We start from the raw sequence: 17,529 nt of genomic DNA, 5'->3' as shown, positions 1-17,529 counted from the left end.
TGCCTTCAGCGGCAGAAATGTGTCGCAGATCACACTTTGCTGCCAGACGATGCTATCCATAAAATAATTTCGCGCAATAAGGCGCAGTTTCCTGCGCCCGATCATTTTAATAGCTGACGATGGTCACCCAGTTCGCGTCCCGGCCGGCTGGCGCCTCGCCCACCCGCTGCAACGCCCCGCTGCGCGCCTCAATCGCGTAGCTGCCAATAACCGCACTCTTCTCACCGCTCACCACCAGCCAGCGACCATCGGGGCTGATCGCCATGCCGCGCGGCTGTTTCTCCACCGGCCAGCTGCCAATCAGCGTCAGTTTGCCATCCTGCTGGTTAACACGATAACCGCTCACGGTACTGCTGGTGCGCTCGCTGACATACAGAAAACGCCCGTCCGGCGTCAGCTGGATATCAGCTGACCAGATGCGCGGCGTGCTGTCGCTGTAACCCGGCGGCCGTTCACGCCCATGTTGCAGATGATACTGCGCCGCCACCGCGTTGGGCGTTTCCGCCACTTTCACCAGCTCGCCGCTGGTTTCGCGTCGGAACTGGGTAATGATGCCGCCCATTTCACCAATGTTGTACAGATAGCGATTATCCGGCGACAACACCGAGTGACGCGGACCGTTATCGGCGGCGGTTGCTACCCCGCCCTTACCAAGGGCGCTGAGCGTGCCGTTTGCGCCCAGCCGGAGCTGCAGCACGCGATCGGTGCCAAGATTACCCACATAAGCGTGCCGACCGCTGGCATCGACAATCACCGAATGCGCCGCATGACCGGTTTTATAGCTGCCGACCGGCGGCGTAGCGATGGTGCCGCTGGCCGTCAGGCGGTAAACCTGCACCACGTCGCCGTCATAAGAGGCCCCCAGCAGAAAGCGTCCCTGACGGTCAGTGCTGATGTAGGGGTAACTGGCCGCAGCCGGCACGGTGTGCCGGTTGTTAAGCTCGCCGCTCTGCGGGTCAATCTGCCAGCTCGCCAGCTGCAGTGGTTTACTGCGAATCGCCGCGTACAGCGTTTTGTGATCCGCACTGAGCGCCATCGGCATCACTTTGCCCCCGGCCTCAGTGTCGCCAAGCAGCTGCAAAGCGCCGCTGCGTGCGTCCAGCGTATAGCGCGCGATGGTGCCGTCGTCGGCGGCGGATACGTACACAAAGGTCTGCGCCAGCAGTGGCGCGCTCACCGTCATTGCCGCCAGCAGCGTAACGGTGCGCAGGCTGTTTATCATGGTGTTCTCCTTGATGAGGGTAATCAGACCCGGTTATACGCAGTAAAGCATGCGCCTGTTATGTGAGTTTGCCCGACGTCACCTGGGCACTTCTCCAGCAAGCCAGGCTAATCAGGCAATTAGCGCGCCGGCGAACCTGATGTTTTGTCCGGGTTTGTGCGCGCGCTCACCTGGCGTGGCCGCGATGTGGTGCAGGATTTTGCGGTGATGATTCTGGCTACGGTGGGTATACCACACAACTGGCTGAACACCTGACAGCGCGTCAGGTGTTCAACCGTGTCACAGGTTTTAACCTGCCGATTGCGCGACAGGTGCAAAGCTTACTGCAACTTCACGCCTTTGGTTTCTGGCGCTAACCAGACCACCACCATCGCGGCAAGAAAGGCGATCACCGTGGTGGCCAGCCCGGCGGTGAATCCTCCAACGCTGGCCACAAAGCCAATCAGTAGCGGTGCGATAAAGCCGCCCAGGCGCCCGCCGTTATACGCCAGCCCCATTAAAAAGCCGCGTGACTGCGTGTCGCCAATGATCTCGGCGAGAAAAGGACCGGAGCCGGCAAAAATTCCGTTTACGCCAAACCCTGCCATGAAGATGGCGACCATCAGAATCAGCGGCTGAGTGGTCGCCAGATACATGCCGACCGCCACCGCACCGATAAACAGGTAGAGCAGAAACATCGGCCTGCGCCCCCACTTATCGGCCAGCAGTGAGAACACCAGGAAGCCAGCAATGGCACCGGTTTGCAGGGCCAGCACAAATTTCAGGCTGTGAAGAAAATCAAGATGCTTAACTTCACGAAGATAGGTTGGCGTCCAGGTAAATACGCCCCAGAACAGGTACTGAATGAAAAAGATAAAGGTAAATGCCAGTAGCAATCCTTTGAGGTTGATTTTGCCGGTACCTGCTGTTTTGCTCTGGCGGTGAGCGCGTTCCTGCTGGCGCGCCAGCCAGACAGGTGATTCAGGCGTGATATAAGCAATAACCATCATGATAAACACCGGCAGTGCACCAATCATGAAAAGGTAGCGCCAGCCGCCGTTTTCCAGCCCGCCGGTCAGGGCCGTCACCAGCGCCGTCAGGCCAATCGCCAGAATCGCCCCCACCGGTAACCCCATTTGCATCAGCGCGCCACCGCGTGCACGACGTTCCGGACGCCATGTTTCGGCGATCAGTGCCGCTCCTGACGTCCACATGCCGCCCATACCCAGCGCACCGCAGAATCGCAGCGCAGCAAACGCCTGAGGATTGTGGGAGAACGCCAGCAGTCCGGAGAAGAGTGAATAGATGGCGATACAGATGAAGGCCGTTCTGACGCGTCCGATTTTATCGGCAACCAGCCCAAACAGAATGCCACCAATAATCTGCCCGCCTGCTGTTGTGCTGATAAACACGCCAAGTTCCGTTTTGCTGACATCAAATACCACACCCAGTACCGGTAGTAACAGCGAGAGCAAAAACGAGTCATAGCTTTCAAACGTCCACCCTAACCCGCCCAGCGCCAGCGTCCTTTTTTCTGCCGATGTATACGAGATCGCTGCAGCGGACTCATCCTGCGCCAGGGGAGGCGCTTCATGCAATCTTGATTTGATATTCATCCATATTCTCCAGGGAGGATAAGCGATAGCATGCAGCCGCGGTGCGCCAGAACAGCTGTTCTCTTTCGGTCGGCGAAGCGTGCTCAGCCAGCCTTTTACAGGCATTCCAGAATACGCCGTAGCTGAACATCCCTTTGTCGACGGGGAAGTTGCTGGCAAACATACAGCGCCCGACGCCAAATGCGTCAACCAGGGTTTCAAACTGCGGCCGCCAGGCCTGCGAAAGCGTCTGAGAGTCCGGCGGTATGGCATGCTGAGCAAAGGAGTAGCCCATGACGGTCATGCCGAAACCGCTGATTTTGATGCTCACGTTTGGCAACGCCGCCAGCGTAATGATGGCCCTTTTCCATTCATGGAAGGTGGCATCCCGTTTGTCGGCATACGGCCCGCTACCGATCGGCCCGCCGCAATGGTCCACAATAATGTGCAGATCGGGTAGCGCCCGTGCCAGCTCAGCGATTTCATGGAGTTGAGTGTGATAAACCCAGACATCCAGCGACAGTCCTTTGCAGGCCAGGCATGCGGCACCGCGCCGGAATGCGGCACTGGCCGCCAGACCGGCGGGCGGCGTCACGGGACTGGATACCACGCGTGGGTCATCGTGCCAGGCCAGCGGATTACGCATCCCGCGTAATCGTCCGCCTGAACGTTCCGTCATGCTTTCAATCACCGGCAGCAGGTCATCGCCAGCCAACAGGCTGGCACCGCCGACAATCGCTTCACAGCCTGCCGCCGCGCCGTAATGGCCGCTGTCAAACATTGACGCGACGCCGCTGGCAAACTCCACCTCACCGACGGGTTTGAAGGCCTCCGGTCCGTTGCGGCGCAGCATTGAACGGCACTGAATGTAGACGGTGGAGAGGATCCGGTGGCCGGATGTTTCGATATCGTGGCTGAATTCAGGCGCCAGATAACGCCCTGACTGGCGGTCCCATAAGTGATGATGCGCATCGACCATCGGCAGGTCGGGCATCAAAGCGGGTTCACAATGCAGTGCCAGCCAGTGTTCTCTGACAGGCAGATGCGGTGCGTTAACAATCTCCATAGTATCCCCTCTTAACTGCCTGATTTAAATCAGGTCTGAAACGCTGCTGGCGTGCCTCATCGCCAAAGTCATGAGTTGCACCAGATAAAATACAGTTTTACATAGTAAATTGACTATAGATTCACCGCATAACCGATAGCCAGCAAAAAGGGGATGTTAATGATGTAAATAAGATGTTAATCACAAATGTCCTGCTACACCTTCTTATGGCGCGATAGCACATCCGGCCCCGCATCAATCATCCATTTCCTGACCGATCATTGGCTACACTTGCTGTTTTACCCGCGCAGAAACAAGGAAATGCTATGACTCAACACGCTTCACTCAATCACGCCTGGCTGCTGGCGTCACGCCCGGACGGCGAGCCGGTGAAAGAGAACTTCCGCTTTGTCGAACAACCGCTGCCGCAGGTGCAGGCGGGACAGATGCTGCTGCGCACCCACTATCTGTCGCTCGACCCGTATATGCGTGGCCGCATGGATGACAGCAAATCCTACGCGCCGCCGGCGCAACTCGACCAGCCGATGGTCGGCGGTACCGTGTGTCAGGTGGCGGAATCGCAGCATCCGGATTTCAGCGCCGGTGACTGGGTACTGGCGGCCAGCGGCTGGCAGAGCTATGCCCTGTCCGATGGCACTGGCGTGACTAAAATCGGTCATCTGCCCCATCCATCCTGGGCGCTGGGCATTCTGGGTATGCCGGGCTTTACCGCCTACATGGGCCTGATGGATATCGGTCAGCCCAAAGCCGGTGAAACGCTGGTTGTCGCCGCCGCCACCGGACCGGTGGGTGCCACGGTCGGTCAGCTCGGTAAGCTGAAGGGCTGTCGCGTCGTCGGCGTGGCCGGCGGTGAGGAGAAGTGCCGCTACGCGATTGACACCCTCGGTTTTTCCGCCTGTATCGATCATCATCGTGACGATTTCGCAGAACAGCTGGCGGCCGCCTGCCCGGACGGTATCGACATCTATTTTGAAAACGTCGGCGGCAAAGTATTCGATGCCGTCTTCCCGCTGCTCAACACCGCCGCGCGCGTGCCGGTGTGTGGCCTGGTGTCGGGCTACAGCAGTCGTGAACTGCCGCCCGGCCCCGATCGCACGCCGCTGATCATGGGCGGGATTCTGAAACGCCGCATCCGTATGCAGGGCTTCATCATCTTCCAGGACTATGGCGATCGCTATCCGGAATTCCTGCAGGCGATGACGCCGCTGGTCGAGCAACAAAAAGTGTTGTACCGCGAACACAGGGTAGAAGGGCTGGAGCATGCGCCGCAGGCGTTCATTGATATGCTGAAAGGCAAAAACTTCGGCAAAACCGTGGTGAAAGTGGCGTAATGTCACTGTGCCGCCGCATTTCAGGTGCGGCGGCAAGTCAGGGCGATCAGCGCCCTTTTTTCTTGCGTCCCGGCTGAGTAAAGCGCTTGCGGTTAGCGCCCTGACCCGTTTTGTCACTCTGTTTCGGTGCGCTGACGGCTGGTTTTTTCGCGGCGGGCGTTGCCGCTTTCTTCTTCGCCTGTGCCTGCTGCGTTTTTTGATCTTCTGACGACGAATCCTCAATCAGCTTAAACAGGTCGATCAGTTCATCGTCCGTCAGATCGCGCCACTCACCGAGCGGGATACCTTTCAGGCTCACGTTCATGATCCGCGTGCGCTCCAGCTTCGTCACTTCATAGCCAAAGTGTTTGGCCATGCGGCGAATCTGCCGGTTCAGTCCCTGCACCAGGATAATACGAAATACAAAGGTCGACTCCCGCTTCACTTTGCATTTTTTCGTCACTGTGCCGAGCATCGGTACGCCCGCCGCCATACCAGCAATAAACTCGTCGGTGATCGGCTTATCCACCGTGACCACGTACTCTTTTTCGTGATTGTTACCGGCGCGCAGGATTTTATTCACCAGATCGCCGTGATTGGTGAGGAAAATCAGCCCCTGCGAGTCTTTATCCAGCCGGCCAATCGGGAACACGCGTTTGCTGTGGTTGACGAAGTCACCAATGTTGTCACGCTCGCCCTCTTCCATGGTGGTGACAATGCCCACCGGCTTGTTGAGGGCGATTAATACCAGATCGTCTTCGTTGCGCGGTTCAATCAGCCGTCCGTTGACTTTGACCTCATCCCCGGCGAACACCTGCGCACCGACGCTGGCGCGTTTGCCGTTAATGAAAACGTTGCCTTGTTCGATGTAACGATCGGCGTCACGGCGCGAGCAGATTCCGCTCTCGCTGATGTATTTATTCAGGCGCGTGGATGAGTTGGGCAGCATGGTTCCTCCGAAAAAAAACGGACTATACAGCATGTGCGCGCGTTGCGTAAGGCTGGGTTAAGCGTCCGGTGGCGGTTGTTCTTGGCGGTGTGATAGGGCGAAAAAGCGGTGCCGGGTGTCATAGCGATTTATGGCACATAAAAATCCCTCCTGTCGATTAAAATAGCCCGCACGCCCCTGAGTAAACTCCGGGTATTGTGAACATCTCACCGTTAACCAGGCATGAAAATGTACAACGTAAATCATCTTTTCGTCAGCCGGGAAATGAATGTGAAAAAGCTGCTGGCTTACGGTTTCCGCAAGGATGGGCAGGATTACGGCTACCGCTGTGATGTGATGAATAAACAGTTCACCCTGCAGGTAAACATCACCACCCAGGGTGACATTGCCGCCACCATTATCGATAAAGTCACAGGAGAAGATTACATTCTTCACCGTATTACTTCTGCCACCGGTGCCTTTGTGGGACAGGTTCGTGAAGAACATGATGCTATCTTGCTGGATATCGCAGAAAAATGTTTCCCGCAAAAGCATTTCAAAACAACGCAGGCCGATGCGATCGTTCAGCACCTGAAACAGCAGTATCAGACTGAGCTGGAATTCTTATGGCCGCGCTTTCCTGAAAACGCCATCTTTCGCCGCAAAGATAATCAAAAGTGGTTCGGCGCGCTGTTGACGATTCACAGCAGCAAGCTGGGCCGACCGGATGATAGCCTGATTGAAATCGTCAATATTAAAGTCTCGCCGCAGGCGATCGCTTCGCTGGTCGATGGCGAGGTATATTTCCCGGGCTACCATATGAACAAAAAGCATTGGGTCACCCTTTGTCTGGATGGATCAGTCCCGACGGCCGAGGTTTTGTTGCGCATTGACAACAGTTTTAACCTGGCCGGCTAGCCATCGGCGCGGCACCGTATACCTCTTCGCGGCTGATTTCGCCGCCCCATCCGCTCAGCCGCAACGTCTCGCCCGTCAGTTCCACCACCGCAAAGGGCACGCGCGACGGGCCATCCAGCATCCCCTGCAGGGTTATAAACACGGTATCCGCACGGCGGTGATAGCCGCCACGGTGATCGTGGCCGGCAAAACAGGCGCGCACGTCATAGCGGCAGAACAGCTCTGCCAGCTGCGCACCGTTGAGCAGACTGTGGCTGTAGCCCGGTGCCAGCGGATAATGCCCGAACACCACCACCTGCTGGCCGCAGGTGCGGGCCTCAATAAGCTGCGTTTCCAGCCACGCCAGCTGCGTCGCACCGACTGCGCCATTCCACGGCTGCGCCTGCGGTTGCTGGCGCGCCTGTAAATCAACCAGCAGTGCGGCCGCGCGCTGGCGATCGTCGCCGTTGTGTTGATTGCAGTACAGGCTGATATCGTTGCCGTCGTAGACAATAAAGCGCCAGCCCGGCAGCTGAAAGGCATAGTAACTTTTTGGCAGCGGCAGCGCGTCATCGAGGTGCTGCGCGATGGTCTGGGCGTCGTGATTCCCCAGCACCACGGCATGCGGATGGAGTAGCCGATCGTAGAGCGGCAGCAGCGTGGCATAGCTGGCCCAGTGGCGATCCACCAGATCGCCGAGCGTAACGACAAAATCCAGCGGCTGCTGATTGAGCGCGGTTATCGCCTGCGGCAGCTTATGCAGCGCATGACGATAGTAGAGATTCGCCGCGACATCCGCCTCAACGTCAGCATATTGCGGATCGGCCAGCAGCCCGAAGCGCAGCGTGCCGTCGAGCGGTGCCGCGCGTAAATCCGGTAACTGATACAGCTCAGCGACATCACCCAGCCGCTGGCGTTGCGCTGCGGTTAGCGCATGGGCATATCCCATCTCTGGCTCTCCTTAGCGAATACCGGCACGCATGAATGAATGAATAAACTGTCGCTGGAACAGCAAAAACAGCAGCAGCAACGGCAAGGTGGTCATCAGCGTTGCTGCCCCAATCAGCGCCCACTGCACGCCCTGCTCCGGCGCGGAAAACAGCTGCAGCCCGACGGTTAACGGACGCACCTGAACCGAGTCGGTGATCACCAGCGGCCAGAGAAAATCGTTCCAGTGGAAGCTGATCGAGACCAGCGCGAATGCCGCATAGATTGGCTTTGCCAGCGGAATGTAGATGTGGCGCAGAATGTAAAACCGGCTGGCTCCTTCAACGGTTGCCGCCTCTTCCAGCACCAGCGGAATGCTTTTGAACGTCTGCCGCAGCAGAAAGATGGCGAACGCCGAGGCAAAGTACGGCAGCGCAATGCCGGTCAGGGTATCGCGCAGCCCGAGCGCGCTGATGGTGCGGTAATTATTCAGAATCAGCACATCCGGGCTGATCATCAGCTGCAGCAGAATCAGCGCGAAGAGGAAACCGGAAAATTTCAGGCGGAACCGCACCAGTGCATAAGCGGCCAGCGTGGCCAGCACCAGCTGGACCACCACAATCATCAGCACCAGCAGCGTGGTATTGAGGAAGTAGCGGGCAAACGGTGCCGCGTGCCAGGCATTGATGAAGTTCGCCAGCGTCAGCGGCGCCAGCAGCGAAAAGTGCCCCTGGCCGGCAGCCGGATGAATGGCAATCCACAGCGCCACCAGCATCGGCAAGCTCCACAGCAGTGCGGCCAGCCAAATCAGCAGGTTGAGCGCAAAACCGCCCGGAGAGGATACAGCTTTCATTGATAATGGGCTCGCTTATCCAGCAGATGAAATTTGATCAACGCAATCGATCCGAGGATCACCAGCAGCACTACCGTCATGGCCGACGCGGCTGGCATGTCCCAGAAACTGAACGCGGTACGATAGATATAAAACAGCAGCAGGCTACTGCTGTTGTTTGGGCCGCCATTGGTCATGGCAATCACCTGATCGACAATGCGGAAGGCGTTCATCGAGGCGTTGATCAGCACAAACAACGTGGTTGGCAGCAGCAGCGGCCACTGCACGCGACGGAAAAAGTAACCGCGCGATGCGCCTTCAATGGCGGCGGCTTCGCTGAGGCGCGGATCGATCTGCTGCAGCGCGGCGAGATAAAAGATCATGAAAAAGCCCGCCTCGCGCCATACCGAAACCGCCATCAGGCAGTACAGCGTGGTATCCGGCTCGCCGAGCCAGTTAACCGCCGGTAGCGAAAACCATGCCAGCAGGCTATTCAGGATGCCAAGCTGCGGCGTGTAGAAAAACAGCCACAGGTTGGCGATGGCGATCATCGGCAGCAGCGACGGAATGAAGAAGGCCGCACGCACCAGCGCGTTGCCGCGCAGCCGACGATTGACCGCCAGCGCCATCAGCAGCGCCAGCGTCACCGCCAGCGGAATGGTGATCAGCGCATACAGCAGGTTATTCCACAGCGACTGCATAAAAATGTCGTCATCCAGCAGCGCGCGATAGTTATCCAGCCCGACAAAATGGGCCGGATGCGAAGCGCGCGCGGTGCTGAACAGGCTCTGCCACAGCGTGGCCAGCGCCGGATAATGGGTAAACAGCAGCAGGAAGCTGAGCGCGGGCAGCAGCAGCAAATAGCCGCTGAGCTGCAATGACCACCCGCGCGGGCGCAGCGTGGCGGCGCTGCCAGAGAATGAGCTCATCACGCGGCCGTCACTGATAGTTTTTCAGCAGGCGGTCAGCCTGTTTCTGCGCATCGGCCAGCGCCTGGGCCGGGGTTTTGCTCTGCGTTACCGCCGCTTCAATGGCGTGATTGAGCGCGTCCTGAATCTGCACGCTGTTGTAGGTCGAGAGTTCCGGCTGGGCATACTTCAGCTGCTCACGCGCCACCAGTGCCTGAGGCACCTGCTGCACATAGGCTTTCATTGCCGCCGTGTCCCACGCTGCCGGCGAGGTGGCGACATAGCCGGTAGCGATACTCCAGCGCGCGGCCTGTTCCGGTGCGGTGACCCAGCGGATGAAGCGCATCGCCGCCTGCTGCTGCGCCGGTGAGGCGCTTTTGAACACGTACAGGTTGCCGCCACCGGTCGGGCTGCCGCGCTGGGTTTTCTCCGGCAGCATGGCGACACCAAACGGGAAGGTCGCGTTATCGTGCACGTTGGTCAGGTTACCGGTGGTAGTGACCATCATGGCCGTTTTGCCGCTGATAAAGTCCTGCGGCGTGGTGCCCCAGGCAATCGCACCCTTCGGCGAGACTTCCTCTTTCTGGCCGAGGTCGGTCAGCCACTGCAGGGTTTCCACGTTGCCCGGTGTGTTGAAATACACGGCGTTGCCCTTGCCGTTATCCAGCCGTCCGCCATTGGTGGCAGCCAGCCCCTGGAAATTCCAGTAGCCATTCGGCGTGGAAGGGATCTCAATGCCCCACTGGCTGACGCCGCTGGCCTGTTTCAGCGTCAGTTTTTTGCTGAATGCCACCACCTGCTGCCAGGTGGCGGGCGGCGTATTCGGATCGAGGCCGGCTTTCTCAAATGCCTGTTTGTTCCAGTACATCACCACGGTTGAGCGCTGAAAAGGCACGCCCCACACTTTGCCCTCAATGCGACGCAAAAAGGCCGGATAGAAGCTGTCGATCCACTGTTTGCCCTCTTCACCCGGGGCTAAATCGCTGGCGGCGACGATGGCACCGGCATCCATCAGCGACCAGGCTTCAATATCGCCCATTACCGCCAGCTGCGGTGCGTTACCGCCGCGAAACGCCGTCAGCGCTTTGGTCACGGTGGTGGCGTAATCGCCGGTGTAGACCGGCTGAATGCTGATCTCAGGGTGCTGTTTTTCAAAATCCGCCACCAGGGCTTCCACGGTGTGGCTGACTTTACCGCCGACCGCAATCGGATAGTACATCTGTAACTTCACCGGCTCAGCAGCAAACACCGACGCGGAGGCACACAGCATAACGACACAAGCCAGAGGCGAGAAACGGAGCGCAGACATGATTTTCCCTTGAATAAACGACAACGGTTAAACAGCGTATTTTTTCTCAGCCAGCAACATCGGGTGTTCAGCAGCGACACAGCGCTGGCCGCTGGTGGTGGAAAACAGGTATTGCCGGCTGGTGGACCACTGCAGGCCGACCAGGCTGTCATCCGTGAAGCGCTGCAGGCCGGGCACTTTGACGGTCAGTGATTCCGTTATGCCGGGCAACCGACAGACCAGCAGCGTATCCGCGCCCATGTATTCGTAGCTCACTACCCGCGCACTCAGCGCGGCCTGCTGCGGGGCGACCAGCTGGATATCCTCCGCGCGCAGGCCCAGACTCAGCGCCGTTTCGCCGGCATAGCTCAGCAGCGGTGTGCTGAGATGGCTGAGGTAGTGATGCGCGCCTTTGCTGTGCAGTGGCAGGATATTCATTGGCGGTGCGCCAATAAACTGCGCGGCAAAACAGCTCGCCGGCTGGTTGTAGAGCTGGTCTGGCGTGCCGTGCTGCTCAATGCGGCCATCGTTGAGCAGAATGATGTGATCGGCCATGCTCATCGCTTCGGTCTGATCGTGGGTGACGTATAACATGGTCAGCCCGAGCTGCTTTTGCAGCGCGCGGATTTCGCGCCGCATGCTCTGACGCAGTTTGGCATCCAGGTTGGATAATGGCTCATCCATCAGGCACAGCGTATTGTTGGCGATCACCGCCCTGCCCAGCGCCACGCGCTGCTGCTGCCCGCCGGAGAGCTGTGAAGGAAGGCGCGCCAGCAGCGGTTCCAGTTCAAGCAGTGCGCTGACCTGCGCCAGCCGGGCGGCAAACTGTTGCTTATCTTCACCGCGCGCCTTCAGGCCAAACAGCAGATTCTCCCGCACGCTCAGGTGAGGAAACAGCGCGTAAGACTGAAACACCATCGACAGCTTGCGCTGCGCCGGTGGCAGAGGCGTGACGTCGGTGTGATTGAAATAAATGCGGCCGCTGTCGGCCGTTTCCAGCCCGGCGAGGGTGCGCAACAGCGTCGATTTACCGCAGCCTGAAGGCCCCAGCAGTGCGACGAAACTGCCTTGCGCCACGTCGAAGCTGATATCCTGCAGCGCGATTTTATCGCCCCAGGTTTTGGTGATGTGTTGCAGCGAGAGATGGCTCATGCATCCGCAGTCCTGAAATCAGAATGGCGGTAAGCTAGCTGAGGCGGATGAAAGATTTATGGCGCTGACGTGACGGTTGGGTGATGGACAGCGACCTGCCGCAGAATCCCCCTCACCCGGCACGCCCGCAGGCCGCGCCGGGCAGGCGTTTATGCGTTACTGCGACATGCTCAGAATGGTGCGGATGTTCTGCGCCGTGGTGGCAATGATGTCGATAGCGCCGGTACGCAGCGCGCCGAGGATCGCCATGGCTTTGGTGTTTTCAGCGGCAATGGCAATCACGCAGGGAATTTTACGCAGCTCGTCGATACTCAGGCCAATTACCCGGTCGTTCATCACCGTATCCACGTGCTGGCCCTGAGCATTAAAAAAATCATAGCCGGCCACATCACCGGTCACGCCCTGATTGACGCTGGCATCAATGATCTCATGCGGTGTGAACCAGCCGAGCTTCACCATATAGCTGTTTTCGTTCATGTCGCCGATGCCCACCAGTGCCACATCCGCTTTGCGCGCGCGGTCGAGCGTCTCTTTGATGGTGCCGTTTTGCATGAAAGCGTCACGCAGCGCCCGGTTTTCGACGTAAGCCGGGGCGTACAGGGTTTCGCTGATGCCGCCAAACTTTTTGGCCAGCCGGCGACTGATGTGGTCCGCGTTGATGGCATCCCCCGGACGATGGGTGCCGCCGATGCCGCTGATAAACAGGCAGTTGCGCGTCGGCACCTGACCGGGATAATCGGCGACGGCCGCCACGTTGCGCCCCTGGCCCACGGCGACAATGGCGTTGTCTTTCAGCGACTGCGCGAGATGCGCCGACACCAGCGCCGCCACCTGACGCCGCTGTTCGTCGCTGTCTGGCGAATCGAGGGCAATCAGCGCGCGCTGCAGATGAGGAAAGCGCGTCTGCAACTGCTGTTCCAGCCGCGTACTGAACACCGGATGGTAGCGCACATTGATCTCGACGATGCCCTCTTCACGCGCGCGTTTCAGCAGTCGTCCCACCTTGATACGGGAAATCCCAAACTTACGCGCAATCTCCTCCTGGGTGATTTCGTCCTGATAGTAGGCGACGGCAATTTCCGTCAGCAGCTCGGAGTCCTGAGAAAGCGTGTTTTTTTCCATCCGTTACCTGTCTTGTATCGTCGTGCGGAGTACTCAGCAGGGAGTTATATCATTGATGCGACTCGCTTCGCCAGCCAGCAACGCCGCGAGTCGCCGCGGCTGTCACGCTTAACGCTGAATGGCGTCAATTTTCAGCATGCGGGCAATAACCTTATCCAGCTCTTGCTGGTCGAAGATCTGTTTCCAGTCCGGTTTGATGATCTTCTCGCGGCCATACTCCATGGCGATCATGCAGGCATCCGAGAACGGGTTAGTGGCGCGGAAAGCCACCGCCAGCGCAATCTGAATATGGCCGTACAGCATGGCCTTCGCTGCCTCTTCCGGGACGCCGCTGTGTTTTACCGTTTCATCCAGCGCCTCTTTCATGAAGGCACCGACCATGCAGGCGACGGTTTCGACCAGCGTCGGTTCCAGATACGCCAGTTGCGTCACCGTGACCCAGTGCACCTGATCAACCGGGCCGTACATCACGCTAATCACCTTACTCAGCTCTGCCTTCTGTTCAGCGCTGCCGCTTTCCCAGGCTGCCGCGACGTGCTGAACGGCAGCGACGCCACCAAACGCATCGGCGTGCTCCTCTTTGGTGTAGCGGGCCAGAAATACCGACGGATGGCACGGGTGCGCGACCGCATACTCGATGCCGTCACGCTGGGCGATCAGGTTGGCGTAGGCCGCGGCCGGATCGAGCGTCAGCAGCACCGCACCGCTTTGCATCTGTGGCACCACGCTTTGCGAGACTTTGCCCAGTACGATATCCGGCACGGCGAGGATCACCACGTCACTCAGCGGCACCACCGACGCGGCATCCGACAGCTCGCGTCTCTGTGCAGTCACCTGCTGCTGCGCCTGCGGTGAATTCTCGCAGTAAAACACCTGATAAGCGCTGTGCTGCAAATTAGCGGAAATACGCATGCCCATTTTGCCGCCTGCGCCGATCACGGTGATGGTTTTCAATGCCTTGCTCATGTTAACGACTCCTGATCTTGTTTACTGCGTAGGAATTCAACGGCGCGGCGGGTCCATTCGGCTTCCCGCGCGCAGGTCTGCGCGGCATTGTCCTGCCACGGCAACCAGTGTTCGATGATTTGGTTGATGTCGCGATCGGCCGGCCGCACGCTGGCGATCAGCCGGTCATAATCCAGCTTCCCTTCGCCCATCGGACAGCCGGCCAGGGTAAAACCGACCCAGCCGGCACGGCGGGTAAAGGCGAAATCTTTGATGTGCAGATTGCCGACGCGTGCAGCGGTATTGGCGATCACCTGCTCCTGCAGTTCCAGTCCGGCGACGCAGTTGGCCGGATCGAGACAGACGCACAGCCACGGCGAGAGAAAGCGGTTGATCACCGACATCATCGCCGCGCTGCTGACCTGTTCGTAGGTTTCCAGGCACAGCCGCACCTGCTGGCGAGCAAAATCCGGCAGCACGGCAGCAATCAGATTGGCCGCTTCATCCAGCGATGGCCGGTGATCGGCGGTGTTGAACATTGAGCGCACCACGCGCGCGTCGAGAATGGCGGCGATGTGCAGATAGCGGCGCAGGTGCGCGCTGCCGAGACCGCGCGTACCCAGCTCCAGCGTGATGCCAAGCGCATCCGCCTGCTGACGCAGCGCCAGCAGCTGTTCATCTGACCACTGCTCAATTGCCGGGTAGTCGCAAATCTGAAATACCGACACGTCGAGATCGGCGGTGTGCTGCAACATCTGCGCCAGCGTGAGCGGCTGTGGCACCTGGGGCGACATACGCCAGAAAAAGGCGTAGGTACTGAGTCCAATGCGGCTCATGACGGCAGCTCCTCAGCCAGCGCACTGGCTTCCTGCACGATTTGCGCCAGCGCCTGCGGATCGTGGGCAAAGCGGCCGAGGAACAGGCCGTTGACATCACCGCCGAGGCGCTGAATCAGGCCCGGACCGGCGCTGCCGCCGTAAATCACCCGCAGCGTGATGCCGTCTGGCGTCGTCAGCTGCTGTAGCCCGCTGCACACCGCGCGGATGTAGCTGTCCGGCGCCGGCTGCGGCGCACCGATGGCCCACTGCGGTTCGTAAGCAAACAACACCTCACCGCTGAGCGCATGTTGCGCGGCCTCCGCCAGCGCCTCCTGCAGCTGCTGCTGGCACAGCGCAATCGCCTGCTCGGGCGTGCCCTGCTGCGGTTCACCGATGCACAGCACCGGGGTCAGGCGATAACGCAACGCCATCGCCACTTTGGCGGCAATCTGCGTTTTATCTTCATGAAAATGGCGACGGCGTTCAGCGTGACCGATCTCTGCCAGTGAGCACCCCAGCTCCTGCAGCATGCTGGCGCTGACCTCACCGGTCCAGGCACCGTTTTCCGCCTGACACACGTCCTGCGCGCCGACGCGCACCGGCGTGCCGGCAAAGATCTCCGTTACCGCCGGGATGGCCGGATAAGCGGGCAGCACAAACAGCCCGACATCACCGCGCTGCACCGCCGGATGCTGCGCCAGCGTCGCAACCTCGCGACACCACGCCAGCGTTTGCTGATAACCGAAATACATTTTCAGGCTGACGCCAAGCCAGATTTTAGGCTGAGCCATAATTACGCTCCCTGTTCAGATGCACTGTGTTCTTTTAACAGATTGCCAACGGTGTTGACGATCATCGCCAGTGAAACCGCACCGGCGTCCGGCGTGCCAACGCTTTTTTCTGCCAGCGGCCGTGCACGCCCCACTTTCGGTACCAGCTGTGCGGTGGCCTGCGCGGCCTGCTCCGCCACCACTGCCGCACGTAACCAGGCTTCGGTGAGTGATGCGCCCTGCGCGACCGCAGCGCTCAGCGTGTCGCTAAACGGAACCAGCACGTCAACCATGGTTTTATCACCGACGCGCGCTTTGCCGAAGTGCATAATGCCCTCTTTGGCATCCCGGACGCCGGCAGCGACGCGTGGTGCATCCGCTGCCGCGCTGTCGCCCAGCGCGGTGCCGAGCGCGGTCAGTGCCACGCCCCACAGGGCTCCGGACGTGCCGCCCGCTTTATCCGCCCAGGCATCGGCGGCGCGACACAGCAGACTGCCAGCGCCGGCGCCACGCGCGGCCACCTCACGCGCCTTTTCCACTGCGCCGAGTACGCCGCGCTCCATACCAATGCCGTGATCGCCGTCGCCCGCTACCGCATCAATGTCGCCCAGCTGGCCGGCATGACGCTGAATCATCACTGCCACCGCTTCCAGCAGCTCAAGAACGCGCCGGGCGCTGTGTTGTGATGCGGTGCTGGCCTGCGGTAACGTCTCTTCACGGATCTCTTCGCACTCGGCGGCGCTGAGCGGTTCGGCAATCAGGACGCTGCCTTTGCGGTAGGCTGGCGTATTGGCCGGCGCGCGCCACAGCGTTTCCAGCTCATCATCGAGCCACATCAGCGTCAGCGAGACGCCCGCCATGTTAAAACTGGTAACGAATTCGCCGACATCCGGCTCCACCACCTGCAACTGCGCCGCCGACAGCAGCTGGGCGATGCGGCGATACACCACAAACAGCTCTTCATACTTGACTGAACCGAGACCATTGAGGATTACCGCCACGCGCTGTCCCGCCACCTGCGCCACATCCGCTGGCCGCTCACTCAGCAGCCGGTCGACAAAGATTTCTGCCAGCTCGTCGGCGCGCGGCACCGCTGTTTCGCTGATGCCCGGCTCACCGTGGATGCCCAGCCCGAGCGCCATGCGCCCTTTCTCTACCTCAAACAGCGGATGCGAAGCGCCCGGCAGCGTACAGCCGGAAAATGCCACGCCAAAGGTGCGGGTGCGATCGTTGGCGTGCTGCGCTTTTTTCAGCACCGTAGCCAGATCGTCACCCGCTTCTGCCGCGGCCGCCGCCACTTTAAACACACACAGATCGCCAGCGACGCCGCGTCGCTTCAGACGCTCATCGTGGCTGGCGCTGGACACATCATCCGTTACCGCCAGCACCTCACAGGCAATACCTTCAGCGCGCAGCCGCTCGCACGCCTGACCAAAATGCAGCACGTCACCGGCATAGTTTCCAAACAGCAACAGCACACCCGCGCCGTTATGCGCCGCGCGCGCGACGTTATAGATTTGCTGCGCCGACGGCGAAGCGAACAGGTTGCCCATTGCCGCCCCGTGCGCCAGGCCCTGGCCGACCAATCCGGCAAAGGCGGGATAGTGACCGGAACCGCCACCGACAATCACCGCCACGGTATCCGGCTGGCTGCGCGTGCTGCGCACCACGCCACCGCTCACCTGGCGTACTTTATCGGCGTTGGCGGCCACAAAGCCTTCGATCAGTTCCGCGGCAAACGCGGATGGCTGGTTAAACAGGTACGTCATG

The 17,529-nt window shown here is 59.7% G+C and carries 16 protein-coding genes; 2 read left to right on the top strand and 14 right to left on the bottom strand.

What is annotated here, in order from left to right; all coding sequences use genetic code 11:
- Window positions 1-106 precede the first annotated feature (106 nt).
- From F3I21_RS01530 to F3I21_RS01520, 3 genes are all read right to left on the bottom strand, one after another.
- The gene (locus F3I21_RS01530) at window positions 107-1,222 is read right to left on the bottom strand and encodes a beta-propeller fold lactonase family protein (protein ID WP_150058050.1); all 1,116 of its coding nucleotides are present in this window, start codon (window positions 1,220-1,222) and stop codon (window positions 107-109) included.
- A 320-nt stretch (window positions 1,223-1,542) separates the two neighbouring features.
- Entirely contained in the window at window positions 1,543-2,817 is a 1,275-nt protein-coding gene (locus F3I21_RS01525) for an MFS transporter (RefSeq protein ID WP_132462505.1), read from the bottom strand.
- Window positions 2,792-3,862 (bottom strand): amidohydrolase, encoded by a 1,071-nt coding sequence (locus F3I21_RS01520; protein WP_150058048.1) that lies wholly within the window; start codon window positions 3,860-3,862, stop codon window positions 2,792-2,794. Before F3I21_RS01520 ends, F3I21_RS01525 begins: the two co-directional genes overlap by 26 nt.
- Before the next feature lie 305 nt (window positions 3,863-4,167).
- Here F3I21_RS01520 and F3I21_RS01515 point away from each other — a divergent pair, with 305 nt between their 5' ends.
- The gene (locus F3I21_RS01515) at window positions 4,168-5,193 is read left to right on the top strand and encodes an NADP-dependent oxidoreductase (protein ID WP_150058046.1); all 1,026 of its coding nucleotides are present in this window, start codon (window positions 4,168-4,170) and stop codon (window positions 5,191-5,193) included.
- A gap of 46 nt (window positions 5,194-5,239) precedes the next feature.
- Here F3I21_RS01515 and rluF read toward each other — a convergent pair whose 3' ends face one another.
- Window positions 5,240-6,121, bottom strand: coding sequence for a 23S rRNA pseudouridine(2604) synthase RluF (gene rluF / locus F3I21_RS01510; protein ID WP_150058044.1), 882 nt, complete (start codon window positions 6,119-6,121; stop codon window positions 5,240-5,242).
- A 228-nt stretch (window positions 6,122-6,349) separates the two neighbouring features.
- Between rluF and F3I21_RS01505 the strand changes: the two genes are divergently transcribed.
- Window positions 6,350-7,018, top strand: coding sequence for an MmcQ/YjbR family DNA-binding protein (locus F3I21_RS01505; protein WP_127834765.1), 669 nt, complete (start codon window positions 6,350-6,352; stop codon window positions 7,016-7,018).
- Here the strand turns inward: F3I21_RS01505 and F3I21_RS01500 are convergent.
- From F3I21_RS01500 to F3I21_RS01455, 10 genes are all read right to left on the bottom strand, one after another.
- A complete protein-coding gene (locus F3I21_RS01500) occupies window positions 7,002-7,946 on the bottom strand; it encodes a metallophosphoesterase (RefSeq protein WP_150058042.1) in 945 nt (314 codons plus the stop codon). The two genes, F3I21_RS01505 and F3I21_RS01500, sit on opposite strands and share 17 nt — an antisense overlap.
- 12 nt (window positions 7,947-7,958) lie before the next feature.
- Window positions 7,959-8,777 (bottom strand): carbohydrate ABC transporter permease, encoded by an 819-nt coding sequence (locus tag F3I21_RS01495; RefSeq protein ID WP_150058040.1) that lies wholly within the window; start codon window positions 8,775-8,777, stop codon window positions 7,959-7,961.
- The gene (locus tag F3I21_RS01490) at window positions 8,774-9,685 is read right to left on the bottom strand and encodes a carbohydrate ABC transporter permease (protein ID WP_150058038.1); all 912 of its coding nucleotides are present in this window, start codon (window positions 9,683-9,685) and stop codon (window positions 8,774-8,776) included. Before F3I21_RS01490 ends, F3I21_RS01495 begins: the two co-directional genes overlap by 4 nt.
- Window positions 9,686-9,695: 10 nt before the next feature.
- Window positions 9,696-10,973, bottom strand: a complete 1,278-nt coding sequence (locus tag F3I21_RS01485) for an ABC transporter substrate-binding protein (protein WP_150058036.1) — start codon at window positions 10,971-10,973, stop codon at window positions 9,696-9,698.
- 27 nt (window positions 10,974-11,000) lie between these two features.
- Window positions 11,001-12,104: an ABC transporter ATP-binding protein gene (locus F3I21_RS01480; protein WP_058758581.1), complete on the bottom strand. Its 1,104-nt coding sequence runs from the start codon at window positions 12,102-12,104 to the stop codon at window positions 11,001-11,003.
- 156 nt (window positions 12,105-12,260) lie between these two features.
- Window positions 12,261-13,226, bottom strand: a complete 966-nt coding sequence (locus tag F3I21_RS01475; RefSeq protein ID WP_021506007.1) for a sugar-binding transcriptional regulator — start codon at window positions 13,224-13,226, stop codon at window positions 12,261-12,263.
- 108 nt (window positions 13,227-13,334) lie between these two features.
- Complete coding sequence (locus F3I21_RS01470) at window positions 13,335-14,192, bottom strand: phosphogluconate dehydrogenase C-terminal domain-containing protein (protein WP_150058034.1); 858 nt, start codon at window positions 14,190-14,192, stop codon at window positions 13,335-13,337.
- Window positions 14,189-15,007, bottom strand: coding sequence for a sugar phosphate isomerase/epimerase (locus tag F3I21_RS01465; RefSeq protein ID WP_150058032.1), 819 nt, complete (start codon window positions 15,005-15,007; stop codon window positions 14,189-14,191). Before F3I21_RS01465 ends, F3I21_RS01470 begins: the two co-directional genes overlap by 4 nt.
- Window positions 15,004-15,780, bottom strand: coding sequence for a triose-phosphate isomerase family protein (locus F3I21_RS01460; protein ID WP_058758583.1), 777 nt, complete (start codon window positions 15,778-15,780; stop codon window positions 15,004-15,006). The genes F3I21_RS01465 and F3I21_RS01460 overlap by 4 nt, the downstream gene beginning before the upstream one ends.
- Before the next feature lie 2 nt (window positions 15,781-15,782).
- Window positions 15,783-17,528, bottom strand: coding sequence for a dihydroxyacetone kinase family protein (locus tag F3I21_RS01455; RefSeq protein ID WP_150058030.1), 1,746 nt, complete (start codon window positions 17,526-17,528; stop codon window positions 15,783-15,785).
- Window position 17,529 lies beyond the last annotated feature (1 nt).

The organism is Pantoea sp. B_9 (genome assembly GCF_008632015.1).
GTDB classification, from domain to species: domain Bacteria; phylum Pseudomonadota; class Gammaproteobacteria; order Enterobacterales; family Enterobacteriaceae; genus Pantoea; species Pantoea dispersa.
The sequence above is the reverse complement of the archived record's forward strand: the minus strand, read 5'-3'. Positions and strand labels throughout refer to the sequence as shown.